Raw genomic sequence first — 26,073 nt, forward strand, 5'->3', positions numbered from 1 at the left:
ACCGACTCTAATGCCCCCAAGCCGGCCGGCCCCGCGTGGTGCGTCGTGCCACGACTCGACCTTTCGAGTCCTTCCCCATTTCGCTTTTGATGTAGATGAGCAAGACGACGGGACAATCCGACGCCTCACAGAGCGGCTCGATGGCCTACGCCTCAGGACGGTCGGGCCGCTTCGTGTTTCCACGGTGGGCCAACTTCCTGCTGCCGGTGATGATCGTCGCCGTCGGCGGCGGTGCCCTGTATGCCCCGACTTTCGCCGGCCTGGCACTGCATCCGGACACGCTCAACATCGGCTACCAGCCCGAGCAGCCAGTCCACTACAGCCACGCGCTCCACGTGGGCCAGCTTGGCATGGACTGCAAGTACTGCCACACGACGGTCGAAAAAGCCGCATTTGCCGCAGTTCCGCCGACGCAGACGTGCATGAACTGCCACAGCAACGTCGCCACAGCCGAGCCGACGTTGAACAAGGTTCGCGAAAGCTGGGCGACGGGCGAGCCGATCGAATGGATCAAGATCCACGACCTGGCCGACTACAGCTATTTCAACCACTCCGCCCACGTGAATGCCGGCGTTGGTTGCTACTCGTGCCACGGACGCGTCGACCAGATGGAGGTCGTCTACCAGGCGCAGCCGCTCAACATGGGTTGGTGTCTCCAGTGCCACCGCGAACCGGAGAAGTTCCTCCGTCCGCGCGAACAGGTCACGAGCATGACCTACCACCTCGGCCAGGGTGAGAACGACCTGCAGCTCAAGCCTGAGGATGAAGGTTCGTTGGAAAAGGCCCAGCTTCGCGTCGGCCTGGAGCTCAAGGCCCTCTACAACATCAAGGACGAGGCGTACATGCAGGCGTGCAGCACCTGCCACCGATGATCAAGAGTTGTCCGTCGCGAGCAGCGAGTCGCCCCGACTCCACGAGAAGCTGCTCCGGCTCCGACCCCACCACCACCGACGCACGACTCACTTTTCTCGCTTTACATGACCGCTAGCGCCGATCATCCCGCCATCAGGCCCGAGCAGACCGGGCGAACGTACTGGCAGAGCTTTGAGCACCTGGCTGAATCGCCCGAGGTGGCGGAGTCGCTTGAGAAAGAGTTTGCGGACTACACGCCCGACGACATCACCGCCGCCCCGACGCGGCGCAAGTTCCTAAAGTACGCAGCGGCCGGGATGAGCCTGGCGGGCATTGGGTTGTCGGGCTGCCGGCGCTGGCCGACGGAAGTCATCGCTCCCTACGCACACGCGGTCAACGACCACATTCCCGGCGTGCCGGAGTACTACGCGTCGAGCTGGGAAGTCGATGGCGTTGGCGCGGGCTTGATCGTTGAGAGCTTTGATGGAAGGCCGATTAAAGTCGAAGGCAATGCCCTTCATCCATCGAACTTGAGTCGCAATCGCAATTCGGGTGCTTGTGATACGACGGCAGTTGCACAGACGCTCTCGCTTTATGATCCGGAGCGTGCCCGCGGCTATGTCGATCGTCGTGGGCAAGCGCCTGTCACACTTCCTGCCGACGCGTTCGAAGGAGCGATTCTCCCGCAGCTTCGCGAGGCGTTGGCCACGGGTCGACTCGCCGTCCTGACCCAGTCGACCGCGTCGCCGACGTACACGAGACTTCTGGCCGAGTTGCCGGAAGGGGCGCACTACGCCTGGGCACCGCTCGCGACGGATCACGTTGCAAAGGCGACAGCGCTCGCCTTCGGACGGCCGCTGCGTGCGGTGTACGAGCTGGACGAGGCGATGATCGTCGTCGGGTTCGACGACGACTACATCGGGCAGCACCCGGCCCACGTCAAGCACGAGGCCGCCTGGGCCCGCCTGCGTGTCTCGGCCGACGACGAGGCCAAGCCGCGGATGAGCCGCACGTACCACGTCGACTGCCAGCACTCGCTCACCGGAGCCAACGCCGACGTCCGCCTGCCACTCAAGCCGAGTCGACTGCGACGCGTCCTCGAAGCGCTAGCGTACGAGGTCGGGGTCACCGGCGTCGCCTTGCCGGAGACGCTCACCGATCGCGAGTCCGAGTTCGTCAAGAAGGCCGCCAAGGACCTCAAGGCGAACACGGGCAACTCGCTCGTCGCCGTCGGTGCCCACCTTCCGCCCGGCCTTCAGGTGCTCGGCTTCCGCATCAACGAACAGCTCGGCAATCTCGGCCGAGCGCTGACGTTCGTCGAAGATCCAACCGTCACCGGCGGATCGATCCAGGACCTTGCCAGTCGCATCGACGCCGGCGAGATCGACGCGATCGTCACCCTCGGCGGCAACCCGGCGTACGACGCTCCGGCCGACCTCGACTTCGCCGGCAAGTTGGCGAGCGTGCCGCTGAGCGTTCACCTCTCCGACTATGTCGACGAGACGGCCCGCGTCTCTGACATCCACGTCGCTCGTGCTCACTTCCTCGAAGCCTGGGGCGACACGCGTGGCTGGGAAGGCACGGTCGCACCGCAGCAGCCGCTCATCCTTCCGCTGTTCGGCGGCGTTTCGGAAATCGAGCTGTTGGCGCGAATTCAGGATCGACCGCTCACCGAAGGCCTCGCCCTCGTGCTCGAGACGTTCGCCGGGCTGATGGACCGCGATCTTCGGCCGGCGACCGATCCCGACTTCCGCAAGTTCCTCCACGACGGCATCCTCGCCGACTCGACCTTCGCCAAGGTTGACGTCCCGAGTCCGACCGCCGCGCCGCTGGAAGACGTCGTCGCTGAGGCCGACGGGCTGGAGGTCGTCTTCTGCGGTAGTCCCGCACTTCACGACGGCCGACACGCGAACAACGGCTGGCTCCAAGAGCTGCCCGACGCGATGACGAAGCTCACGTGGGACAACGCTGTCCTCGTCAACGTGAAGGATGCGGAGAAGCTCGGAATCAGGACGAACGACCTGGTCACACTGACGCTGGCCGAGCGCTCGATGGTCATCGCGGTCTACGTCATGCCCGGCCAGCCGGAGGGCGTTATCGCCCTGCCGCTCGGCTATGGCCGACGCGCCGGTGGAAGCCTTGCCGTGACGACCGCTGCAGAAGGCGGCGACGGCGGCGGCGGATTCGACACGTACCAGCTCCGCACGACCGCCGGACTCGACATCGCCTCAGGCTGCCAGCTCACTCCTACCGGCGAGCGGTACACGCTGGCGATGACGCAGAATCACCACCTCATCGACGACACCGGCTACAAGGGCCGAATCAAACGCGTCGGCGAGCACGGCAAGCCCGGCAAGATCATCCGCGAGACGACCTTCGACAAGCACGAAAAGCACGTCAAAGCCGGCAACAAGGGCATCCACCCGGCGATCAAGTACAAGTACGGCGAGATCTCGCTGCAGATCTTCCAGCCGCCGATGGAGTACAACTACCCGCACGCGTGGGCCATGTCGGTCGACATGAACGCGTGCACAGGCTGCAGCGCGTGCGTCGTCGCCTGCCAAGCGGAAAACAACATTCCGGTCGTCGGGAAGGAGTCGGTCCTCAACAACCGCGAGATGCACTGGCTGCGCGTTGACCGCTACTTCAAGGCCGAGGGCGACACCGTCGCCGACAAGAAGCACGACGACGACCCCGACACGGTCTTCCAGCCGTTGGCCTGCGTTCAGTGTGAAAACGCACCGTGCGAGCAGGTCTGCCCCGTTGCAGCCACCGTGCACGACACGCAGGGCATCAACGTGATGATCTACAACCGCTGCATCGGCACGCGGTACTGCAGCAACAACTGCCCTTACAAGGTCCGGCGGTTCAACTACCTCGACTACCACTACAAGCGGCCGCGCGGGTCGACGCTCGACTCGACGTACATCGGCATCCCCGACCAGCAGCAGTCAGAGATCGACCTGGTCCGCCGGATGGTCTTCAACCCCGACGTCACCGTCCGAATGCGCGGCGTGATGGAGAAGTGCAACTACTGCCAGCAGCGCATCCAGGTCGCCACCATCCACGCCAAGAACACAGGCGAGACGATCAAGGACGGCGACGTCCGCACGGCTTGCCAGCAGGTCTGCCCCACCGACGCCATCGTCTTTGGCAACCTCAACGACGCGACGTCCAGGGTCACCATCGAGCACCAGAACCCGCGGACGTACGGCGTCCTGGACGAGCTCAACGTCCGGCCACGCACCAAGTACATGGCCAAGCTCCGCAATCCGCCAGCCAAGGCCGACAAGTCGGAGGGCGACGAGCACGGCAATGACCACGGCGGCGAGGAGCACGCAGACGCGTCAACCACCGCGAAGCCCGCACCGCAGGAGGTGGCCGTCTAACCCGGCTGAGACGTACCCATGGCGACGATCGACACCAGCACAGAACTCGAACGCCTCGGGCGTCGCGGCCTCTTCGAGGAGCGCGACCCGCGTGACGACACCGTCACGCTTCCGCCTGAGCCCAAGCCGCAGACGTTCCGCGAGCGCAACGTCGAGATTGACAACACCGGCGACGTCCCCGGCGAACGGGCACCGCTGGTCCTGAACCACAAGACGTTTCGCGACGTCACCGACACCGTCGTCGACTTCAACCTGAAGGCCCCGGACATTCCGTGGCTGATCCTGTTCTTGACGGCGGGCGGCGTGGCGACCATGTTCCTCGGCGGGAGCGTGCTCTACCTCCTGCTCACCGGGCCAGGCGTCTGGGGCAACAACAACACGGTCGTCTGGGGCTGGCCGATCGTGAACTTCGTCTTCTGGGTCGGCATCGGCCACGCTGGAACGCTCATCTCGGCCATTCTTTTTCTGCTGCGGCAGAACTGGCGGACGAGCATCAACCGATTCGCCGAGGCGATGACCATCTTTGCCGTCGCTTGCGCGGGCATTTACCCCGGCCTACACGTGGGTCGCCCTTGGCTGGCGTTCTGGCTCTTCCCGTACCCGAACCAGATGGCCATGTGGCCTCAGTTCCGGTCGCCGCTCTTGTGGGACGTCTTTGCCGTCTCGACCTACGCCTCGGTTTCGACGCTCTTCTGGTACGTCGGCATGGTGCCGGACCTTGCGACGCTGCGTGACCGCTGCCGAAATCGCATCGGCCAGGCGATCTACGGCGTGTTGAGCCTCGGCTGGACCGGCTCAAGTCGCCACTGGTGGCGCTTCGAGAAGATGTACCTGCTTCTCGCCGCCCTTGCGACGCCGCTGGTGCTTTCGGTGCACTCGGTCGTGTCGTTCGACTTTGCCGTGTCGCAGCTTCCCGGCTGGCACACGACGATCTTCCCGCCCTACTTCGTCGCCGGTGCCGTGTTCGGCGGCTTCGCGATGGTGCTGACGCTGGCGATCCCGGCACGCGAGTGGTTCGGGCTCAAGGGCCTGATCACGCTGCGCCACATCGACAACATGTGTAAGATCATGCTGGCGACGGGTCTGATCGTCAGCTACGCGTACGCGGTCGAGTTCTTCATCGCTTGGTACTCAGGCGTCGTGTACGAACAGTTCGTCTTCATGAACCGCCCGCTGGGCAACTTCAGCTGGGCGTTCTGGACGATGTTCAGCTGCAACGTCTTCTTCCCGAATCTGCTCTGGTTCCCGAAGCTGCGCAAGAACCTTGTCGTCGTGATGTTCTGCGCGATGTGTGCCAACATCGGCATGTGGTTCGAGCGATTCGTGATCATCATCACGAGCCTCACCCGCGACTTCATCCCGAGCAGCTGGGCCGACTTCACGCCGACCTACATCGACATGGCGATGTTCTTCGGCACGTTCGGGTTGTTCTTTGCGAACATGCTGATGTTCATCAAGTTCGGCCCGATCATCGCGATGGCCGAGGTCAAAACGGTCATGCCACAAGCCCACGTCGGCCACGGCAAGCACGACGAAGTTCAGTCGGAATCGACCGAAGCCCCCGCCCCAGCGACCGCAACCAACTGAGCCGTTGCCGTCTGCACACGTCCGACTTTTCAAGCTCCCACCACCCTCGAACACGTGACCGCCGCTTACACCACGCTGCCCAACGACCTTCGGGTACCAGAGATCGCCGTCGAGGACGATCGACCGGTGCTGGCTGGTGTGCTGGCGGAGTATGAGGACGTCGACAGCGTCTACGCCGCTGCAGAGAAGGTTCGGGACTCCGGCTACACGCGGTGGGACGTCCACTCGCCCTTCCCGATCCACGGCATTGAGAAGGCAATGAACCTTCGGCCGACGATTCTGCCCTGGATCTGCCTCGGCGGCGGTCTGGCGGGTCTGTTCGGCGGACTGTTCCTGTGCGTCTGGACGATGTCGACCAGCTACAGCTTTGCTGGCGGATTGCAGGGGTACGAGTACCTCATCAGCGGCAAGCCGATGTGGTCGCTGCCGCAGTTCATTCCCGTCATCTTCGAAACAACGATTCTGCTCGCCGCCTTCTCGGCAGGGCTCGGCATGATCGCTCTGAACGCGCTGCCGATGCTGTACAACCCGCTGCTCCGCAGCGAGCGGTTCCGCCGGGTGACCGACGACCGGTTCTTCATCGTCATCGACGCGTCGGACCCCAAGTTCGACGTCACCGAGACCGAGCAACTGCTCCGCGACACCGGCACGACCGCCGTCGAGCGCGTTGTGGACTAGCGCAACCGGCCTTCGAGCTTCTTCTCCACGCTTTACGACCTTCATGCCCGCGAACGACGCCATCAAGAAGCAGGTCGACGACGCCGTCGCCGCCAACAGTCCGGCGACGCTGATGGCGGTGCGTGGGCTGGCGCGGTTTAACAACGTGCCGACGTGGCTGGTCTACATGGTGGTCATCACGATCGTCGCCAGCTGGATTCCGCTGGCCTGGGCGGTTCGCGAGAAGTTCACACGGAGCCCGTTGCCACGCGTCCACCTTCTCCAGGGCATGGACAACCAAGCCAAGTTCAAAGCGCAGAGCCAGAACGTCTTCTTTGAGAACGACATGGCCACGCGTCCGCCAGTGCCGGGCACGGTGAAGCGTGGCAACCTCGATGACGACCGCATGCTCGTCAGCGGCTTCGAAATGCGGGACGGCGAGGTCATCTGGGCCGACTCGATCCCGGTCGAAGTGACGCCCGAGCTCATGGCCAAGGGCAAGGAACTTTGGGCACGCTACTGCTACCTCTGCCACGGGTACGACGGATACGGCAACGGCCCGATTCACGTCCGAGCCGCCGCGAATACGAACAAGAACCCTCTCTGGGTCCAGCCGTCCAGCATCCACGACGCGGTCCGCATGAGTCGGGAAGACGGGCACCTGTACAACACGATCAACATCGGCATCCGCAACATGGCCGGCTACGGCCATGCGATTCCGGACCCGGTCGATCGCTGGGCGATCGTCGCGTACATGCGTGCTTTGCAGACCAGCCAGAACGCCCCAGCCGAGCTGTGGCCCGAGGACACCAGCGACATCCCGGTCCAGCCGACGCTGGTGAGCGGCCGCGCGATGGTGATCGTCGTCGACGCCGAAGAAGCCGACACCGAAGCCGAGGCTGACACGCCGGCTGACGAAGCCCAGCAGGACTGATCACGCACTTTCCCGAGGAACTCCCACGACGTGGCCACGCACGACACCGCAAGCCATCCCGCTCACAACGAGCCGCTGACGATCCCGTCGGACAAGGCCGACCGCTTGTTCGGCGTGTCCGCTGCGGTCACAGCGGCCGGGCTGGTGCTGGCGTTCGTCTTTGCGATTGTGTTTGGCGTTCGCCGGCTGATGCTGTCGTACCTCGTCAGCTACATGTTCGTTCTGTCGATTGCGCTCGGGGCATTGGTCTTCGTGCTCCTTCAACACGCGACCAAGGCGGGCTGGAGCGTCAACGTCCGCCGGGTGCCGGAACTGCTGACACGGCTGTTTCCACTGCTTGCGATCTTGGTGATTCCGATCATCGTCACGTTCCTGTTCCCGGGAACGGAAGGCGACCGCGTCGAAGGGAAAGGCCCACTGCTCTACCCGTGGGCGATGTACCAGGTCGACCACGGCGACGACAGTTACGCCGTTGACGAGGAAGTCGAAGAACAAGCTGGTTCAGTCAGCGAAGACATCACGGGCGACTCGACCATCGAAGCGACGATGTCGGGCATCGCGAACCCCGCTTACGACCCAGACTCGGCCGAGGGGCACCTGCTGACGGACCCACGCCAGAACCTCACAGTCGAGCGGGCGGAGCACCACGCGTACCACATCGATCCTTTAACAGAGGGCAAGCTCGGCTGGTTGAATCGGCCGTTCTTCATGGCTCGGATCGTCGTCTACTTCGCAGCGTGGATCGCGATCGCAGGCTTCTACTACCGCACCAGCGTCCGTCAAGACGGCGACGGTGATCCGGAGCGAACCAACGCGATGACGCGTTGGAGCTACATCAACCTCGTCATCCTCGGCCTGACGCTCACATTCGCCAGCTTCGACCTGGTAATGAGCCTCGACCCGCACTTCTTCAGCACCATCTTCGGCGGCTACATCTTCTCCGGTGGAATGGTGGGTTTCTTCGCCGTCACGATCCTCGCCTACCAGTTCCTGCGCATGGCCGGGCTCCTCAAGGAGAGCGTGACCGTCGAGCACTACCACGACTTGGGCAAGTGGCTCTTCGCCTTCACGTTCTTCTGGGGTTACATCGCGTTCAGCCAGTACATGTTGATCTGGTACGCGAACATCCCTGAAACCACCTACTGGTTCGGCGTTCGCGGAGCGACCACCATCCCGGCGAACCTCGGCTTCGGTGCCTGGGGTGACGATCCCGACGCCCCGGCCCAGGTCGGCTGGTGGGCTGTCGTTTCGATGACGCTGCTGGTCGGCCACTTGCTTATTCCGTTCGCGGCGCTGCTGAGCCGACACGTGAAGCGGAATCTGACGCTGCTCGGCTTCTGGGCCGGCTGGCTGCTGGTGATGCACTGGATCGACCTCTACTGGCTGATCATGCCTGAGATGCTCGTCGGCGGCTGGCAACTGCTGCCGCTGACCGAGATCGCCTGTGCGATGATGGTCTGCGGCGCCAGCGTCGCCTGGATCGCTCGCGAGATGAAGATCGTCAAACTCCGCCCCGCCGCGGATCCACGTGCCAAGGAGAGCCTCGCGTTCCACAACATCTAAGAGCGAGCAGGTCGCAGCGAGCTGCGGCCTTTGCCCCTGTTCCTGACTTCCGCCACCGACGACTCCTAACCCATGTCCTCCAACCGTCAAGACGTCAATGTCGGCCTCGTCGCGTTCGTGGGCGTGGTGGGCACGATGGTCTTGCTCATCATCGTGCTCGGCGTGCAGGCGTGGTTCGGTTTCGAGTCCGATCTCATCGTCAGCCAGCGCTACGGCGCCGATGACAACGTCGACTGGCGTCGGCTCAAGAGCGAGCAGTACGCCAACATCGGTGATCCGATTGGCAACGACACGATCTACGCGTCCGAAACCGCCCCGCCGACGCGGTTCTCGTTCGCGATGGGCGAAGAGCGACAGGACTACCTGATCGGCGAAGGCGCAGCGGAGGGCTACCGGTTCCTGGGCGAAGAGCGCGACCAGCTCGTCGTGCCGATTCACCTCGCCATGGCCGCCGTGGTCGCCGAGCGTGGCGGGCCCTCCATCTCGCGCGACGACATGCTGGCCCTGGACGAGGGCCGCAACTACTACGTCACGCTCGTCAACAAGTCGTACAACTCGCCGGAGTCGACCGTCGAGATTCCGACCCGCCGTCCGAGCACGCGTCCGGCCGAGACGCCCATGGGACAGTCTGCCGCACACCCGAACGGTTCTGAAACGTCGACGGAGTCTTCGTCGTAGATTTCACTCATCAGTGAAGACCACACGACTCATCCTCTCAGGGCTGCTCGGAAGCCTCGTTCTGGGCGACGTCGCGCTCGGCCAGTATCAGCGTCGGGCGACCGATGACCTGGACGGTGCGTTCCAGAACGAAGTCATCGAAGATGCCCGCTCCAAGGCCGGAATCGACGAAAAGCTCGGCGAGTTCATCCCGCGCGACCTCGTCTTCACCAACGCCAACGGGCAGCAGCTAAGCATCGGCGACGTCCTGGACGAGGGCAAGCCGGTCATCATCCAGATGGCCTACTACCGCTGTCCCCAGCTCTGCGGCGAGGTCATGAACGGCATGGTCCGCTCCATGCTCGACTTGGCCGGCGATTACGAGATTTCCCAGGACTTCGAGGTCATCACCGTCAGCTTCGACAGCCGCGAGGATGTGTCGCTGGCCCGCAGCAACAAGGACGCGACCGTCGACGTCATGAGCCGCGAGTTCGAGGAGTCGGACGTCGAGTCCGGCTGGAACTTCTGGGTGGGCGACGACCTGAACATCGAGCGGCTAGCCGACGCAATCGGCTTCCGCTTCGCCTGGATCCCGGAGGCTCAGGAGTACAGCCACACGGGTACGATCGTCCTCGTCACGCCCGACGGCAAAGTCAGCCGCTACCTGCAAGGGCCGCGATTTGAAGCGCAGACGCTGCGTTTGAGCCTCGTCGGAGCCAGCGAGGGCCGCCTTCAGCCGAGCCTGAAGGACGCCTTCATCCTCTACTGCTTCAGCTTCGATCCGACCACCGGCCGGTACACCGCGACGGCCATGACGGTCATGAAGATCGGTGGGGCCACGACGGTCGTGACGCTTGGCATCGTCATCCTGTTCCTGCTCCACCTCGAAAAGAAGGGCCGACTGCGTCGTCACCCCAACGCAGGTACGCCGATCGACGAGGTGGACGACGTTCCGCCGCCGTCGGCACCGTCTTCCGGCGGGAAGCCGCACGCGTTTGCCTGATCCTTCACTTTTCCTGACGAACACGCCTTCGGGTCGACCGAATCCCACGTCTTTGCCATGATGCACCTGCTGGTCATGAAGCGACGCCTCCTCCCGACCATCCTCACGCTCTGCCTCGCCCTGCCGGCCGCTTCGTTCGCACAGGACTCGGACGCCGATGCGCCGCTGATCACGCGTGGCCAAGAGCAGGCGGTCGAGTCCGCGGAGGCGACGCTGCAGTCATCTCAGGCCGCCGCTGGTGCCGAAGTCGAGACCGCGGAGCCAGAGCTTGCCGGACGCGACAAGCGACAGGCTGATTTCGAGCAGTACGTCGACACGATCCGCACGCTTGTGCCGTCCATGCCCGAGCAGATGGACACCGGCACGATGGATGGCCTCGGCCTCTCCGCCATGCCGCAGGACGCCGCAAGCCAGGCTGGGGACGTCGACTTCCTCTACCAGTTCATCCTTTGGGTCTGCTACATCTTCGGCGGCATCGTGATTATCGCGATGTTCTGGTTCCTGATTAAGTATCGGGCCAGGAGCGACGACGAGCCCGACCCGACCGGAACGTCCAGCCACTCAACGACGCTTGAAATCACCTGGACGGTCATTCCGACCTGCATCGTCCTGGTGATGTTCACGCTCGGCTTCCGCGGCTACTTGAACGACACCATCGCGCCGCCCAACGCGTACAAGATCAACGTCGTCGGCGGCTCGTGGTACTGGCAGTTCGAGTACCCCAACGGCGCGATCCTCGAACACCTGCACCTGCCCAAGGACCGGCCGGTGGAGTTCACGCTCAAGAGCATGGACGTCATCCACTCGATCTACATCCCGGCCTTCCGAATGAAGAAGGACGTGGTTCCTGGCCGGTTCAACAAAACGTGGACGACACCGACGGTTGAGGGCGTCTTCGAGCTCTTCTGCACCGAGTACTGCGGCACGCTCCACTCGCAGATGGCAGCCAAGGTCTTCGTCTACGAGCCTGAAGACTTCGAGGTCATCCTAGAGAAGTTCAGTGACCTGCGTGTCGATCCGGTCACGGGCGAAGAGCGTCCGCCGGCCGAGGTCGGTGCCAAGCTCTGGCAGGTTCGTGGTTGTGCGGGCTGTCACAGCGTCGATGGCGCCGCCATGACCGGCCCGACTTGGAAGGACCTCTGGAACAAGCCGAATCACGCGATGGTCGACGGCACTGTTGTCGAGGTCAACGAAGACTACATCCGCGAGTCGATCTTCTACCCGCAGCGCCAGATCGTCGCCGGCTACGGCAACGCGATGGCCAGCTACCTCGGCGTTCTGAGCGAACGCGATGTGTCCGACATCATCGCGTACATGAAGACGATCAGCAGTTACACCGAAGAAATGACCGAGGCCGAGTCGGCCGTCGTCGAGCCCGGCGACGAGGGCTAACCGCTTACAAGACCACCACTTTTCGATCCCCAGCTTCGAGACGTTTATGAGCACGATCAACGCACCCATGGTGGCCGGCATCCCGGAGGCGAACCGGGCGGAGGTCCATGGTGACAACTACTTGACCCACACGCGAGGCTTCCTCTCGTGGGCCCTCACGCTCGATCACAAGCGGATCGCGATCATGTACATGATCGGCATCCTCGGGTCGTTCCTGCTGGGCGGCATCTTCGCGCTGCTGCTCCGGCTCGAGCTCATCGGTCCGGGTGCGCTGTTCAACTCGAACGAGAACGCCGCGTGGGACTTCTACAACCACATGTTCACCATCCACGGGGCGGTGATGACGTTCTTGTTCATCATCCCCGGGATTCCCGCAATCATCGGCAACTTCGCCCTGCCGATCATGCTCGGGGCCAAGGACGTGGCCTTCCCGCGGCTAAACCTGGCCAGCTTCTACGTCTGGCTCGCCGGCGGCGTGTTTTTCGTCTACGTGCTGCTCAGTGGCGTTCTCGAAGTCGCCTTCGGATGGCACCTGCCGGGCGGCTTCGGTCTCGACACCGGCTGGACCTTTTACACGCCGTACAGCACCACCAAGAGTGAGTCGGGCGTTATCCCGGCGACGTTGGGTGCGTTCGTCCTGGGCTTTGCCAGCATCCTGACGGCCGTCAACTTCCTGGCCAGCATCCACATGCTCCGGCCCAAGGGGATGACCTGGTTCCGCATGCCGCTGCTGCTGTGGTCGCTCTACTCGACGGCGATCATCCAGATCCTCGCGACCCCGGTTCTAGCCATCACGCTGCTTCTGCTGGTCGCCGAGCGGTCGATGGGCATCGGCATCTTCGACCCGCTCAACGGCGGCGACCCGGTGCTCTACCAGCACTTCTTCTGGTTCTACAGCCACCCGGCGGTCTACATCATGATCCTGCCGGCGCTGGGCGTGATCAGCGAGATCATCGGCATCTTCTGCCGCAAGCACATCTTCGGCTATAACTTCATCGCCCTCAGCTCCCTGGCGATCGCGCTGTTCAGCTTCATCGTCTGGGGCCACCACATGTTCACCAGCGGCCAGTCGGCTCTGGCGAGTGCCCTCTTCAGCCTACTGACCTTCAGCGTCTCGATCCCGTCGGCCGTCAAGGTCTTCAACTGGCTCGGGACGATGTACAAGGGCTCGATCCGTATGAAGGCGCCCATGTGGTACGTGGTCGGGGCCATCTGGGTCTTCACCATCGGCGGCCTGACGGGCCTGTTCCTCGCGACGCTCCGCACCGACATCCACCTGCACGACACCTACTTCGTCGTCGCCCACTTCCACTACGTGATGATGGGCACCGTGCTCTTCGCCCTGGTCGCGGGAATCTACTACTGGTTCCCGAAGATGTTCGGCAAGATGTACGACGAGAAGTGGGCCGGCATCTGGGCGGTCGTGACGCTGGTCGGCTTCAACGTGCTCTTCTTCCCGCTCTTCATCGCTGGTAGCCAGGGCATGCCCCGCCGCTACGCCAGCTACGAAGACCAGTACATCGCCTACCACGTCATAGCGACGGTCGGCTCGTGGATCCTCGCCGTCGGCCTGTTCGGCGTCTTGCACAACTGGATCCAGGGGCTCCGCAAGGGCAAGAAGGCCCCACCGAACCCGTGGGGTGCCAATACGCTTGAGTGGCAGACCAGCAGCCCGCCGCCGCACGACAACTTCAAGGTCACGCCCGCGGCCGGCGATCCGTACGCGATCTACCGCTGGCAGCACGCTCGAAGCACCGACCCTGAGGTCGCCGACGGCTGGCAGCTCAAGCCCGAGTACGCCGAGGCCCTTAAGGCCGCCGGCCCGGGTCACCGCGTCGTCGCCGCTGACGTCGATGATTACAACGATGGTGGCACGACTGGCACCAGCCTCCTCGATGCCCCGGACAACGACGACGACGATCGCCGTTGAGTGTGACGACTCCGGTTCGACCCGTTAGCCTCTGAGCTTCACGATGACAGTCCTTTCGCCCGAGCACGCCGACGCCGACCACGGTCATCACGGCGATCATCCGCCCCACCTGGCGCACCACTTCGACACGCCCGAACAGCAGTTCGACTCTGCGAAGGTCGGTATGTGGGCCTTTTTGGCGACGGAAATCCTCATGTTCGGCGGCCTGTTCGTCGCCTACGCGGTTTACCGCTACAACAACCCGGACGTCTTCAAGTACTCCGCCGACCACCTCAAGTGGTCGCTCGGTGCGACCAACACGCTCATTCTGCTCGCCTCGTCGTTGACGATGGCCTTGGCCGTCCGGGCAGCCCAGCTCGGGCAGCAGTCGTACCTGAAGCTCATGCTGGCGATGACGCTTCTGGGCGGCGTCGGCTTCATGGTCATCAAGACCGTCGAGTACACCGACAAGTTCAATCACGGCCTGTTCCCCGGCAGGTGGAACGTCTACGACCGCCAAAGCGAAGGCGGGCAGGAACGCTTCGCCAGCTACATCGCCCACGAGCAGGGTGCTGCCCATCACGACGAACACAGCAGCGACTCCCACGCCGCGGGGAGTAACGCCCATCACGAGGACGACGACCACGAAGATCATCACGCAGACGGTCACGCGGAGACGCCAGATCAGGCGGTCGCATCGCCGGTCGTCGCCTCAGATGTCTTTGCCATGCTCGGCCCGGACTACGTCGACCCCAACGCCGGCACCGGCGATGCAGCGATCCACCGGCCGACGATCGACATGGCTCAGCTGTCCATCAGCCACGACGCGCACAACGGCGACGGTGCCCACGCCGGTGGCAAACACAGCGTCGCGTATGGCGACCTATCGATCAAAGAGCAGTCCAACCTCAAGGCGTTCTTCGGCATCTATTACATGATGACCGACCTTCACGGCATCCACGTGCTCATCGGCATGGGCCTGATCGGCTGGGTCCTCATCAAGAGCCTCGCCGGCACCTTCGGCCCGGCATATTTCACACCCGTCGACCTTGTCGGCCTGTACTGGCACATCGTCGACCTGATCTGGATCTTCCTCTTCCCGCTGCTGTACCTCATCCACTGACCCGCCATGGCCATCACCAACGACAGTGGCGTTCGAGGCACCGCAGCCGTCTCGCTCGCCGACATCACCGACGAAGACCGTCAGCTGACCGCCGAGCGTGCTGACGGTCTCTCACGAGGACTGAGCGGGCTAGGTGCTCCGGTAAGTCATGCAGAACACGACGAGCCGCACGTCGCGCCCTTGTGGATCATGTACGGCACGTTTGCGGCATTGGTCGGGCTCACAGTTCTTACCGTCGGAGCTCGATTCGTCGACTTCGGTGCTCAGATCAACATCATGATTGCCCTCGGCCTTGCCTTCTTGAAGGCGGTGCTCGTGGCGATGTTCTTCATGCACCTGATCTGGGACAGCAAGCTCAATCAGCTGATCCTGGTCAGCACGCTGCTGTTCCTGACGATCTTCATTGGCGTGGCGATCATCGACAGCGACCAGTACCAGCCGATCCTCGACCCCGCCGACGCCTACACCACCAGCATCGAAGCCGCTGGCGAGTGACGTGCCGTAGCCGCCTGATCACTCTTCGTCTTCGCGCTTGCGAAGCGTTGCTCCTCGCACCTGACCACGTTCAACGTAGTTGACGGTGACGTCGACGCTGTCGAGCGGGACGGAGTCTCCGGAGACCGGCCAGCGGCCGAGCTCGCGGGTGACGTAGCCGCCGAGCGTCGTCACATCGCCGCCCTCGGCCTTGTCCATTGCTGCGTCGCTGAGTTGCAGCTTCTGGAAGATCTCACGCAGCGGCACCTCGCCGTCTGCACGCCATTCGCTGGCAATGACTTCGCCGTTGACCTGCTCGTGGCCGACGTCGCAGCTGACGGGTTCCAGCTTCCAGACGCGCTCACCTGCGTCGAACTCGTCCTCAATGTCGCCGACGACTTCCTCCAGCACGTCTTCGAGCGTGATGACGCCCTGCGTGCTGCCGTACTCGTCAACGACGATCGCCATGTGGCTTTCCAGCCGCTGGCCGCCGGGCTCCTGGAAGCCTTGCTGGAACCGGCTGAGCAACAGTCCCAGGTTCTGCGTCTCGGGCACGAACGGCACCGGACGGACGAGCGACGCGAGGTCGATCTGACCCGAGCCGATGACGTGCAGCTCTCCGCCGGGCGAATCCGGCAGCAACGCCCGCACCTCATCCGGTTTGTCCGGATCGTCAGCCACGTGCAGGCGTCCTGGAACAAGTGACAGTGCGTTGAACACGTCGCGCAGGTGGACAATGCCCTTGACGTCATCCACACCCTCTCCCAGCACCGGCAGCCGCGTGTAGGGCGTCTGACGCAGCGTGCTCAGCACCTCGGCAAAGCCGTCGCTCAGGTGTAGCACGTGCATGTCCTTGCGGGGCGTCATCACCTGCCGCGCCTTGACCTCCTGCAGCCGACCGGCGGCGGCGATCATCTGCTCCTGGTGCTCGTTGATGACCTGCGTCGTCCGAGCCATCGCAGCCAGCGTCGCGATCTCATCGGTGCCGACGACCTTGTGGTGCCCGCCGGACGTGTCGAACGGCTTGTTCACAAACTTCACTGCCGCCAGCACCGGCTTCATCACGTTGACGATCAGCAACATCGGTCTGGCCGTGAAGGCGGCGACCGTCGTGTTGTACCGAACGCCGAGACTCTTAGGCAGGATCTCGGTGAACTGCAGCATCAGCACGGTGAAGACCGCACCGAACGCGAACACACTCCAGCCGCCTGCGTTCTCGCCGAAGAGTTGCGGGTTCTGATCGACCCACTCCTCGAATTTCGCCCCGGCCATCGTCGCGCCGATGGTGTGGGCGGCGGTGTTGCAGATCAGGATGACGCTGATCGGGCGTTCGACTTCCTTCTTGAACGCTTCCCAGATCTCGCCCGCCTTGGGTCGACGACGCTTGAGACCGGCGACGTCGCCAGGCGTGAGGCTCAGCAGCGTCGCTTCCATGAGCGAGCAGATCGCACTGATCGACAGCGACGTTCCGACGGCAAGCAGAAGAATGAGAAGCGTCATTCGGCTGCCGCGACTGTAGCGGATCCGACTTGCCGACGATGCCTCACCCACAGCAGGCACATCCCATGCGGCGGAGCCGTCGGGCCTGCAGCCTCGCGATCGCGTGCCGACAGAATCGTCGTCATCGCTTCAGGCGGTACTTTCCCCGCACCCACGCGGAGCAAAGTTCCCGTCATGATCCGAACCTGATGCCACAGGAAGCCAGTTCCGGCGATCTCGAAGTGCACCCGATCGCCGTCGCGTGACACCTTCGCGGACGTGACCGTCCGAACCGTCGACTCGCGTCCGTGGCCCGGCTTGGCGAAGCTGGCAAAGTCGTGTTCGCCGACGAATCGCGCCGCCGCTTCATGCATCGCAGCGACGTCGAGTGGACTCGGCATCGGCGGCAGGTGGAGCATCACGTCGCCGGCAAACACGTCCTTCTTCAGTCCGTTGTGCACCGTGTAGCGATACGCCTTCTCGGCCGTGTCGCTAAGGACGTCGAAGTCGTTCGCGACGGGCTCGATCGACCGGATCGCGACATCCGCCGGCAGCTTTGCGTTCGTCGCTGCCATGAGCCGTTCGGGCGCGATTTGATGCCGGATCGTCTCGAAGCTTGCCGCCTGACCTTTGGCGTGAACGCCGGCGTCGGTCCGACTGGCACCGACGACGTTGACGGGATGCCCGACGGTGCGTTGGAGCGCGAGTCGCAGGACGTTCTGGACCGTCGGCAGCTCGGCCGCAGAAGTGTCTTCGCCCGGCACCATCTGCCGCTGCCAGCCGTGGTAAGCCGTGCCGCGATACGCGACCGTCAGCTTGTAACGGAGTTGGGCCGGCTCATCGCTCACGAATCGGCAGGCGTGTCGCGCTTCAGATCGAGCCACGCGTGCTCCGCGTCGGTGAGCTCGATCGACAGGCCGGGCAGCGACGTGTGCAGCTCGCGGAGGTTGCGCGGGCCGATGAGTGCGAAGCTCGGGAACGCCTGCTTGAGCACCCATGCCGCTGCAATGCTGATCGGCTCGACGCCGCGTTGCTCGGCAAGTTCGAAACAACGCTTGCGTCGCTCCATGTTGGCATCGCTGACCCAGCAGCGGTTCAGCTCGGCCTCGTCCAAGTCGCGATCAGGCACGAAGAAGCCGCGGGCCTGACTGCTCCACGCAAAGTTGGTCAGACCGGTCTCGGCGAGGTAGCTCATCCAATCGTCGGCGTGCGCGCTCTCGCAACCTCGCCAGACGGGATCGACCATCTCGGCCAGCGACAGGTTCTGGCTCATGACGGTGAAGCCACGAACGCCCTTCTTGCTCGCGTAATCCTGGGCCTCCTTCAGGCGGCTCAGCGTCCAGTTGCTCCCGCCAAACCCGCCGCGAATGAGTCCTTCATCGGCCAGCTCGCTCAGAACGTCGACGAATTCGCCCGCTGGCACATCAGGGTTGTCGCGGTGGAGGAAGTAGAGATCGCAGTAGTCGGTGCCGAGCCAGCCGAGCTGGTCCATCAGCTCGCCGCGGATGAAGTGCGGGAAGTTTCGCGGCGTGTGGGCACCCTTGCAGATGACGGCCACCTGGTCGCGCACGTTCCGGTGCTTGATCCACTGACCCAGCAGTGCCGAGCGCTGTCGACCGTAAACGTGCGCGGTGTCGAAGCCGTTGCCGCCGTACTCGAAAAACGCGTCGTAAAGGACAGCCGCCCGGTCGAACCGGTGCTGGTTGTCGCAGCCCATCAGGAACTTCGACACCTCGAACGGAATCTCGCCGACCTTCGCCGTCGGCATCGGCGACGTCGACTGGCGCGCAAGCGACTCGCCGATGATGGTCGTGGAGCTGTAGTGCTCGAGCGTTTCGGCCGGGTACGTGAGACCAATCTGCTCGCGCCACGTGTCGAGCGCCCGCATGTTCCCGAGTGTGTCGGCAGGCGTCATCGCAGGGAACGCAACGCCGCCGGTGACCACTGCCTTCGCAAAGGCCTCGGCCTCGAGTGCGTAGAGCGGCTTGTCGCTCGGCACGGCAATCTCACGCTTGTCGCCCTCGGCCGGCTCGATGACGATCGTGCTCTCGCCGCCGTGGCGTGCGGGAATGAACGGCTGGTCGATGCTCAGCTTTCCGCCGGTGCCGTAGACGGTCAGTCCGTTCTGTGCGTTGAGACGAACGCCCGTTCGCAGCGACGCGACAATCCCGCCGGGGAACATCGCCGTCGCAGCGGCCCACTCGTCGACGCCCGTCTTGCCGAGATGACCGACGCCCTTGAGACTCGTCGGCCCTGCAACGTCTCCACCGACGGCAGCACCGGCGACGAGCCGAGCGATGCTGACGGCGTAGCAGCCGACGTCCAAAATCCCGCCACCGCCGAGCTCCGGGTTGAGCAGTCGCTGCTCGGGCTTGTCCGGCCCGCGAAAGCTGAAGGCGGCGTCGATGAACTGCACATCGCCGATGACTTTCTCGCGAAGCAATCGCACGAGCTCGTCGATCACCGGATGGCAGCGGTACATGAACGCCTCCATCAGGACGCGATCGGACAGCCGAGCCGCCTCAAACATCGCCTCGGCATCTGCCCAGTTGATCGCGACCGGCTTCTCACACAGAACGTGCTTGCCGGCGCGGAGCAGCTTGATCGTCCACTCGGCGTGCTGCGGGTGCGGCGTGGCGACGTAGACCGCATCGACCTCGGCGTCCGAGAGGAGCTCGTCGTAACTGCCAAGGCCGCGTGCGCCCGGCGCGTGTTCCTTGGCAAAGGCGTCGGCCTTTTCCTTGGAACGGCTCGCGACAGCGACGAGCGTGCCCGTGTCGGTGTGTTTGAGATCAGAAGCAAAGGCCCCGGCGATGCGGCCGGCGCCGAGGATTCCCCAACGAAGATGCGTGGCGGGCGTCATGCCCCAACTTGTAGGCGAGGCAGATCAGCCACCCAACCCGCCGAGCCCGCCACGCCGCAGCTGGTCCATCATGTCGTCGGTGATGCCGGCCTCTTCTGCGGCCTTGGCCATCTTCTCCTGCGTCACCTCAGCCGCCTTGACCTGCGCCTTCTGCTGAGCGATCGCGACCGCGGAAACGATGTGCCGCTGAAGCTGCTCGATGTCGGCAACCTCGGCCGTCGGGTTGATTTGCAGCGAGACCAGCTCCAGCTTGCCGTTGCACGTCGCAACCACCGCACCGTTACCGGCGTCAGCGGTGATGCGAAGGCCGCCGAGCTCGCCGACGAGTTCCGCCTGCATCTCGGCCATCTTCGACTGCATGGCCTTCATCTTCGCGATCATCTGGGGCAGATTCGCGAGGTCTTTGAAGTTCTCGAACATGCGCGATGATACGGCTTGTCCGTCATCCCGAGCGAAGCCGAGGGACCTCGCCTGGTTCTGCGTGGTCGCGCAGGCGAGCTCCTTCGACTCGCTGCGCCCGCTCAGGATGACCTAACGCCGGTTTCGGGCTACACCGCCATCAGTTCCGCCGACGAGGTCAGCTCGGCAAGTGCGTCGGCGGCGAAGCGGACGTCTTGCTTGCTGGTGAAGGGGCCGAAGCTGAGCCGCGTTGCGCCACCGGCGTCGAGCGTGCCGATCGCGCGGTGGACCCAAGGCGCGCAGTGGATGCCGCTGCGGGAGAGGACACCAAAGCCGCTCTCGAGCGCGGCCGAAAGCTCGTGCGGTTCGAGTCCCTCAGCCCGGACGCTGAAGACGCCAATGCGGTCCGCCACGCCGGGCGGGCCGAAGAGCGTCAGGCCGTCGACGCCGGTGATCGCACCGAGGAACGTCGAGACCAGGCCTTGCTCGTGTCGCTGAATCTCGCCGAGCCCTTTGCCGCGGAGCCAGCGCACGCCCGCGAGCAGACCGGCGACGCCGATGGCGTTGTGGCTGCCAGGCTCGTAGCGATCCGGCATCCACGTCGGGTGCGTCGGCAGATCGCTCCGACTGCCGGTGCCACCTTCACGCAGAGGCCGGACGAGCTTTTCCATGCCTGGCCGAAGGTAGAGAAAGCCCGTGCCGAGCGGCCCCATCAACGCCTTGTGCCCCGGTGCGGCGAGCAGATCGATCGAGTCTTTCTGCACGTCGACCGACACATGCCCGATCGACTGGGCCGCGTCGACCACGAAGGGCACCGCCATCTCGCGACAGATCGCACCGATCTCCGCGACGCGTTGAACGGCGCCGGTGACGTTGCTCGCGTGCGTCAATGCGACGAACTTCGTGTCCCGCTGGATCGCCTCGCGCACGTCGGCCGGGTCGACGAGCGTCGTCTCCGGGTCGCACGGCACGGCCGTGAACTTCAGGCCCCACTGTTCGGCCATCGCGTGGACGGGCCGGAGGATGGAGTTGTGGTCGGCCTCGCTGATGACGACGTGGCCGGGGTTGAAGGGATCGATGAGGCCGCGCAGCGCGATGTTGAGTGCGTCCGAGCAGTTGAGCGCGAAGACGACGTGGTCGGGCGACTCGCCGCCGATGAAGTCGTTGATCTCGCGTCGGCACGCCTCGAGCAGTCTGCCGGTTTCGACCGCTTCGTCATACGCACCGCGGCCGGCGCTGGCACCGAGGCGCGTCGCGTAGTCCGTCATCGCCGCCAGGACTTCGGGCGGCTTGGGAAAGCTCGTTGCGGCGTTGTCAAGGTAGAGGCGTCGCGGGGCGGCGTCGGACATCGTGGCATGATAAGGACGCGGCGCGGACGCGTGTTTCAGTCGTCGGCGTGCTTTTTGCCGACGACGGTCGGGTAGAACTCGCCGGCATACTCGCGATCTTCCTCGGGCTCGTCGACGTGCGTCGGCTTGTCTTCAGGCGTGGTGGCGACGAATCGCTTGGCAGGCGTAGCGGCGGCACCGATGGAGGCGGGCTCGGCGGATTCGGCAAGCGCGTCGCCGGCGACATCACCGCTCTGCATCGCCGCAGACTCCACGTACGCATCGAGCTCGGCGGCACGTTCGCGCTCGCGTTGCTCGCGGGCTTCGCGTTCTGCGCGAGACTCGGCCTGGGCGTCAGGGTTGTCGACCTTCGCCAGCTCGCCCAGAAGCGGGCCGTCCTTTGTCGGACCGACGATCAGACGCCGCACGCCCGCCAGCGTCATCCCGACGGCCAGCCCCGCTCCGAGCCATGCCGCCCAGGTGAGACGGGGATCGTTGGAGAGCGTCGTTCGGTAGTCGGCCTCGGCGAGGTTCAGGTACGCGGGCAGATCCATCGGCTGCCCGCCGTTGGCTTCGGGAACGCTTCGAGTCGAGCGAAACAGGCCCCGGCGTCGTGGCTCCGCACCGGGCTCGTTCCAGACGATGCCCTCGGCTGGTGTGATGATCTCGAACGGCTGGTACGTGCCCTCGTCGCGCCGCCCTTGCCGGATGAGCCGCTCGCCGGTCAATCGGTGTCCGCCCTCGCGAAGGGGTTCAACGGTCAGCCCCTGGACGACGTTCCGCCCGTCGCGCGTCTGCTGGCCGAGCGACTGCGCGAAGCTGACGGCACCCATCGTCCGGATAGGCGTCGCGACGGGCTCCGGCCGCGCCCAGAGCACCGCGCCCGCGATGATCGGTCCGAGCACCACCAGGCCCCACGATCGCAGAGACCACGCCCAAGGCCGCACGACTTCACCCGCGAGCTTGGATGGCGCATTGACGGCCAAGTCGTCCAGGTCAGGCGTGACGGGCTCGTCGCTCACGGGTCGACATCCCTCCAGCGAACGCCCAGCTCGTCCGGGTCGAATGTCATCGTGGTCTCGTCGAACTGACTCTCGAGCGTCGCGTGCGCGTCAGCAAACAGCACCGTCAGCCCACGTCCCTCGTGAATGTTGATGCCGTCCGGTTCGCCGCTGAAGATCAGCATGTGGTTCGTGGCGTCGTCCTTGTCGATGTCGGTGAAGTCGTCCGTCGGCTTCGATCCGAACGGCTGGGCGTAGAAGCCGAGATTGACTGCATCGCCGCTCAGGACGAACGCACTGCTGTTGCGAATGTTGGCCAGAATCCATGACTGCCGCCGCGGGTCTTGTCGCTGCAGCCAGCGGGCGCTGATGAAGTAGTTGTGGGTCGCACCGACTGGAAACGCCGGGCAGTTGTAGATGTCGTCGTCGGGCTCTTGGTCCCACGCCGCTTGCAGCATCTGACTCCAGCCGAGGCCTTCGGCATCGAATGGGTGCGAGCCATCCGGGTGGGTCTGAATGCCGCTCCACGCCGGCAGCCGGCCGTCCTGTTCGTTCGCGTAGAGGTTTAGCGCGGCACCGATCTGACGCAGATTGCTCAGGCAGACCACCGTCGTCGCCGACTGCCGCGCCCGCGTCAGCGCCGGCAGCAGGATCGATATCAAGAGCGCGATGATGCCGATGACGACGAGGATCTCCACGAGAGAAAACCCGCGTCGTCGGCCGACGTGCTGTCCTTGGTGTTCGAGCAAGCTCCTCCTCTGCTGGCGGCAACATACCGCGTGGCGTCGCATCGTTCCAGCGTTGCTCGCCGGTTACTCGAACACGACCGTCCGCTGGCCGGTGACGATGACGCGGTCTTCCAGGTGAGCCCGGACCGCTGTCGCAAGCACCTGGCGTTCGAGGTCGCGACCTTTGCGCACGAGGTCGTCGGGCGAGTCGCGATGACCCACCGGCTCGATTGCCTGAGCCAGAATCGGCCCGGCATCCAGTTCGGCCGTGACGTAGTGGCTCGTCGCGCCGATCAGCTTCACGCCCCGCTCCCACGCCTGGTGGTACGGCCGGCCTCCCTTGAACGCCGGGAGCAGGCCGTGGTGGATGTTGATGCAGCGACCCGCCCAACGCGCGCACAATTCCGGCGACAGAATCTGCATGTACCGGGCCAGCACGATCAGGTCGACATCGCCAACGACCTCGGCCAGGGCTTGCTCCTGCTCGGCCTTGGTCTCGGGCGTGACGGGCAGATGAACAAACCTCAGCCCACGACGCTCCGCCGCCTCGCCCGGCTCAGGATGATTCGACACAACCATCGCCACCTCGGCCGGCAGCTCGCCGATGTCGTGCCGAAAGAGCAGGTCCCGCAGGCAATGGTCCTGTCGACTCGCGAGGATCGCGATGCTCGGCCGATGGTCGTCCCAGCCAAGGCGGATCGTCAGGCCATCCCGTTCAGCGAGGTCTCGGACACGGCTTGCAAACGCCTCGGCGGTCGAGCCGTCGACCAAGTCGAACGCCAGCCGCATGAAAAAGTGCCCGCGCTCACCGTGCTGATCCGCATCGGTGATGTTGCCACCTTCGCCTGCGAGAAACGCCGCAACTGTGGCAACAAGGCCCGGCCGGTCCGGGCAATCGATAAGCAGTCGGCCCGAACGCGTCGCCATGGCCCAGTCTACGAAACCGACGATCAGCCCGCCTTACCAGCCGCCTCGCCCAACGCACATCACGCCGCGAGTCGCGGCATCGTCGGTAGCTCGTCGAAGGCCGGCAGTTGCTTCGCGACAGCGTACTTCGCGCGACTCTCCAGCAGACTCGCGTGCTCGGGCCGGTTGACATGCTCCAGGTATCGATCCCGCAACTCCCTGGCCTGACGGACCAGGTTCGGGTCGATCGGCGGTGCCTTCGGCCTTGACGCTTTCTTCTCGGTGCCACTAAATCTTTCCAGTGGCGGAACTTGCTGAGGCGTCGGGCACGGCAAGGATGCCGTGGCACCGGAGTCTGTGGGCGCGGTGGGTGGGGTGGCAGCCGTCGGCGGGGGACCGAACTGCATGGGCATCCGCGGCTTCGGCGGCTCGGCGACCGGCTGCTTCTTCGATGTCGTGACCCTCTTTTTCGGCACTGCCGGCTTCAAGGGGGTGGGGACCTCTTTGACCTCGATCACCGGCATCGGCTCGCTCCAGTGCAACCCCGGCGGGATCGGCAACGCCAGTCGATCCTCCCGCATCTGCCCGCCTTCCGTCTTGCTCGGGTACCACCATCGGGTCTCAGTGTCTCCCTCTACGATCTTCTTTTGCCAGAACAGGTGGACGCGCTTCTTCTTCGTGCTCCCGCCGCGGAACGCGATCGGCACGAACCCCATCGCCTCCCAGAACCGGTTCGCCGGCAGATCCTGGGCACACCAGCAACAGAACAGCCGACACCCATACGCACTCCGCTCGAAGACCTCCTTGAGCAACGTGGCCCCGATCAGCCCCCGCTGCGCCGACGGATCGACGCACAGCTGATAGATCACGCCCAGCTCATCCCGCTTGAGGTACCGGTCGCGATACATGACGTAGCCGATCGGCTGTGCCATCGTCTCCTGCTCAGCGACGAGCAATCCGCCCAGATCGAGGTACTCCTGGAACTGCTTGGTCGTCGCATAGCCGAGCTGCTTCGAGTGCTTCTTGTGCAATGCGTCGATCCATGGCAGGTCGTCGTGCGTCGCGGGGCGCACCGTGATCGGCGCATTCGGCACCGGCAATGCGTTCTGCGAAATGAGCTCATTCATGACATCTCCGTCGTTCGTTCTGTTCCGTCATCCCGAGCGCAGCCGAGGGACCTCGCAGCGGCTCCGCGACGAAGGCCGGACGAGGTCCTTCGACTCGCTGCGCTCGCTCAGGATGACGGATGGGTGCCACCTGGAGCTTCCTTTAGCTCGTGTATGGCAAAACGACGCCCATCACCCCGCCCCACGGCTGCCCGCCATCCGCGGCGCGGATGCCGTTCGCTGCCGAGGCGTCGAGCGTGAACGCGGTCGTGACGGCTGGCCCGAGGTACTCGAGCCCGAGCACCACGGTGTCTGCCGACGGCTGACTCACGGTGCCCGTCGCGTCCCACCGCACGTTGGTGGCCGAGCCGCCGTCGACGACGATCGCCGCCCCGTCGAGCTGGTCGACGTCGACCGCCTGATCGAACGTCAACGTCAGCAGCGAGCCATTGACCACCGCTGACGTCAACACCGGCACACTCGGCCCCGCCGCGACACCCCCGCCCCGCCGACGCCGCCCGTACCGCCGCCGCTTGGCGGGCGTGAACGACGGTGGGACGTTGACGGTGGCGAGAGGCATGGGGAGAAAGGGACTAGCGACTAGGGACTAGGGACTAGGGACTAGGAGTTAGGGATGAAGGCAGAAGTGGGGAGTGGGGAGTTGGGAGTTGGAGTGATCAAGGATGAAGTGCGGCGGGTGCCGAGTTGGCACGTTCCTCCGCT

At 64.4% G+C, this 26,073-nt stretch carries 22 protein-coding genes; 12 read left to right on the forward strand and 10 right to left on the reverse strand.

What is annotated here, in order from left to right; genetic code table 11:
• Positions 1-95: 95 nt before the first annotated feature.
• The 12 genes from AAGI46_00065 (at position 96) to AAGI46_00120 (ending at position 15,561) form a co-directional block, all read left to right on the forward strand.
• Positions 96-872 carry a cytochrome c3 family protein gene (locus AAGI46_00065; GenBank protein MEM1010594.1) on the forward strand — a complete coding sequence of 259 codons (777 nt, stop codon included), beginning with the start codon at positions 96-98 and terminating at the stop codon, positions 870-872.
• A gap of 105 nt (positions 873-977) precedes the next feature.
• The gene (locus AAGI46_00070) at positions 978-4,241 is read left to right on the forward strand and encodes a TAT-variant-translocated molybdopterin oxidoreductase (GenBank protein MEM1010595.1); all 3,264 of its coding nucleotides are present in this window, start codon (positions 978-980) and stop codon (positions 4,239-4,241) included.
• 18 nt (positions 4,242-4,259) lie between these two features.
• Positions 4,260-5,828 (forward strand): NrfD/PsrC family molybdoenzyme membrane anchor subunit, encoded by a 1,569-nt coding sequence (nrfD, locus tag AAGI46_00075; GenBank protein MEM1010596.1) that lies wholly within the window; start codon positions 4,260-4,262, stop codon positions 5,826-5,828.
• Positions 5,829-5,882: 54 nt separating this feature from the next.
• Positions 5,883-6,506 (forward strand): DUF3341 domain-containing protein, encoded by a 624-nt coding sequence (locus tag AAGI46_00080; protein ID MEM1010597.1) that lies wholly within the window; start codon positions 5,883-5,885, stop codon positions 6,504-6,506.
• A 43-nt stretch (positions 6,507-6,549) separates the two neighbouring features.
• Positions 6,550-7,419, forward strand: a complete 870-nt coding sequence (locus AAGI46_00085; protein MEM1010598.1) for a cytochrome c — start codon at positions 6,550-6,552, stop codon at positions 7,417-7,419.
• A gap of 30 nt (positions 7,420-7,449) precedes the next feature.
• Complete coding sequence (locus AAGI46_00090; protein MEM1010599.1) at positions 7,450-8,982, forward strand: hypothetical protein; 1,533 nt, start codon at positions 7,450-7,452, stop codon at positions 8,980-8,982.
• Positions 8,983-9,054: 72 nt separating this feature from the next.
• Positions 9,055-9,660, forward strand: a complete 606-nt coding sequence (locus tag AAGI46_00095) for a hypothetical protein (protein ID MEM1010600.1) — start codon at positions 9,055-9,057, stop codon at positions 9,658-9,660.
• A 13-nt stretch (positions 9,661-9,673) separates the two neighbouring features.
• A complete protein-coding gene (locus AAGI46_00100) occupies positions 9,674-10,642 on the forward strand; it encodes an SCO family protein (protein ID MEM1010601.1) in 969 nt (322 codons plus the stop codon).
• A 57-nt stretch (positions 10,643-10,699) separates the two neighbouring features.
• Entirely contained in the window at positions 10,700-12,034 is a 1,335-nt protein-coding gene (gene coxB, locus AAGI46_00105) for a cytochrome c oxidase subunit II (protein ID MEM1010602.1), read from the forward strand.
• A 67-nt stretch (positions 12,035-12,101) separates the two neighbouring features.
• Positions 12,102-13,964 carry a cbb3-type cytochrome c oxidase subunit I gene (locus AAGI46_00110; protein MEM1010603.1) on the forward strand — a complete coding sequence of 621 codons (1,863 nt, stop codon included), beginning with the start codon at positions 12,102-12,104 and terminating at the stop codon, positions 13,962-13,964.
• Positions 13,965-14,007: 43 nt separating this feature from the next.
• Positions 14,008-15,066 carry a cytochrome c oxidase subunit 3 gene (locus AAGI46_00115; protein MEM1010604.1) on the forward strand — a complete coding sequence of 353 codons (1,059 nt, stop codon included), beginning with the start codon at positions 14,008-14,010 and terminating at the stop codon, positions 15,064-15,066.
• Between the two features lie 6 nt (positions 15,067-15,072).
• Positions 15,073-15,561 (forward strand): cytochrome C oxidase subunit IV family protein, encoded by a 489-nt coding sequence (locus AAGI46_00120; GenBank protein ID MEM1010605.1) that lies wholly within the window; start codon positions 15,073-15,075, stop codon positions 15,559-15,561.
• An 18-nt stretch (positions 15,562-15,579) separates the two neighbouring features.
• Here AAGI46_00120 and AAGI46_00125 read toward each other — a convergent pair whose 3' ends face one another.
• The 10 genes from AAGI46_00125 to AAGI46_00170 all read right to left on the reverse strand — a co-directional run bounded on the left by AAGI46_00125 (position 15,580) and on the right by AAGI46_00170 (position 25,930).
• Entirely contained in the window at positions 15,580-17,040 is a 1,461-nt protein-coding gene (locus AAGI46_00125) for a hemolysin family protein (protein ID MEM1010606.1), read from the reverse strand.
• Positions 17,037-17,867: a tRNA pseudouridine(38-40) synthase TruA gene (gene truA, locus AAGI46_00130; GenBank protein MEM1010607.1), complete on the reverse strand. Its 831-nt coding sequence runs from the start codon at positions 17,865-17,867 to the stop codon at positions 17,037-17,039. Before truA ends, AAGI46_00125 begins: the two co-directional genes overlap by 4 nt.
• Positions 17,864-19,882, reverse strand: coding sequence for an aldo/keto reductase (locus AAGI46_00135; protein MEM1010608.1), 2,019 nt, complete (start codon positions 19,880-19,882; stop codon positions 17,864-17,866). The genes truA and AAGI46_00135 overlap by 4 nt, the downstream gene beginning before the upstream one ends.
• 24 nt (positions 19,883-19,906) lie before the next feature.
• On the reverse strand, positions 19,907-20,302 hold the full coding sequence (locus AAGI46_00140) for a YbaB/EbfC family nucleoid-associated protein (GenBank protein ID MEM1010609.1): 396 nt from the start codon (positions 20,300-20,302) through the stop codon (positions 19,907-19,909).
• A 128-nt stretch (positions 20,303-20,430) separates the two neighbouring features.
• The gene (locus AAGI46_00145; protein MEM1010610.1) at positions 20,431-21,630 is read right to left on the reverse strand and encodes an aminotransferase class V-fold PLP-dependent enzyme; all 1,200 of its coding nucleotides are present in this window, start codon (positions 21,628-21,630) and stop codon (positions 20,431-20,433) included.
• A gap of 35 nt (positions 21,631-21,665) precedes the next feature.
• Positions 21,666-22,631, reverse strand: coding sequence for a hypothetical protein (locus AAGI46_00150; GenBank protein ID MEM1010611.1), 966 nt, complete (start codon positions 22,629-22,631; stop codon positions 21,666-21,668).
• The gene (locus AAGI46_00155; GenBank protein ID MEM1010612.1) at positions 22,628-23,359 is read right to left on the reverse strand and encodes a prepilin-type N-terminal cleavage/methylation domain-containing protein; all 732 of its coding nucleotides are present in this window, start codon (positions 23,357-23,359) and stop codon (positions 22,628-22,630) included. Before AAGI46_00155 ends, AAGI46_00150 begins: the two co-directional genes overlap by 4 nt.
• Positions 23,360-23,422: 63 nt before the next feature.
• Entirely contained in the window at positions 23,423-24,265 is an 843-nt protein-coding gene (gene purU, locus AAGI46_00160) for a formyltetrahydrofolate deformylase (protein ID MEM1010613.1), read from the reverse strand.
• Between the two features lie 59 nt (positions 24,266-24,324).
• A complete protein-coding gene (locus tag AAGI46_00165; protein MEM1010614.1) occupies positions 24,325-25,371 on the reverse strand; it encodes a GNAT family N-acetyltransferase in 1,047 nt (348 codons plus the stop codon).
• Between the two features lie 142 nt (positions 25,372-25,513).
• Positions 25,514-25,930, reverse strand: coding sequence for a hypothetical protein (locus AAGI46_00170; protein MEM1010615.1), 417 nt, complete (start codon positions 25,928-25,930; stop codon positions 25,514-25,516).
• Positions 25,931-26,073: the final 143 nt, after the last annotated feature.

This window comes from Planctomycetota bacterium, assembly GCA_038746835.1.
Lineage (GTDB): Bacteria > Planctomycetota > Phycisphaerae > Tepidisphaerales > Tepidisphaeraceae > JBCDKH01.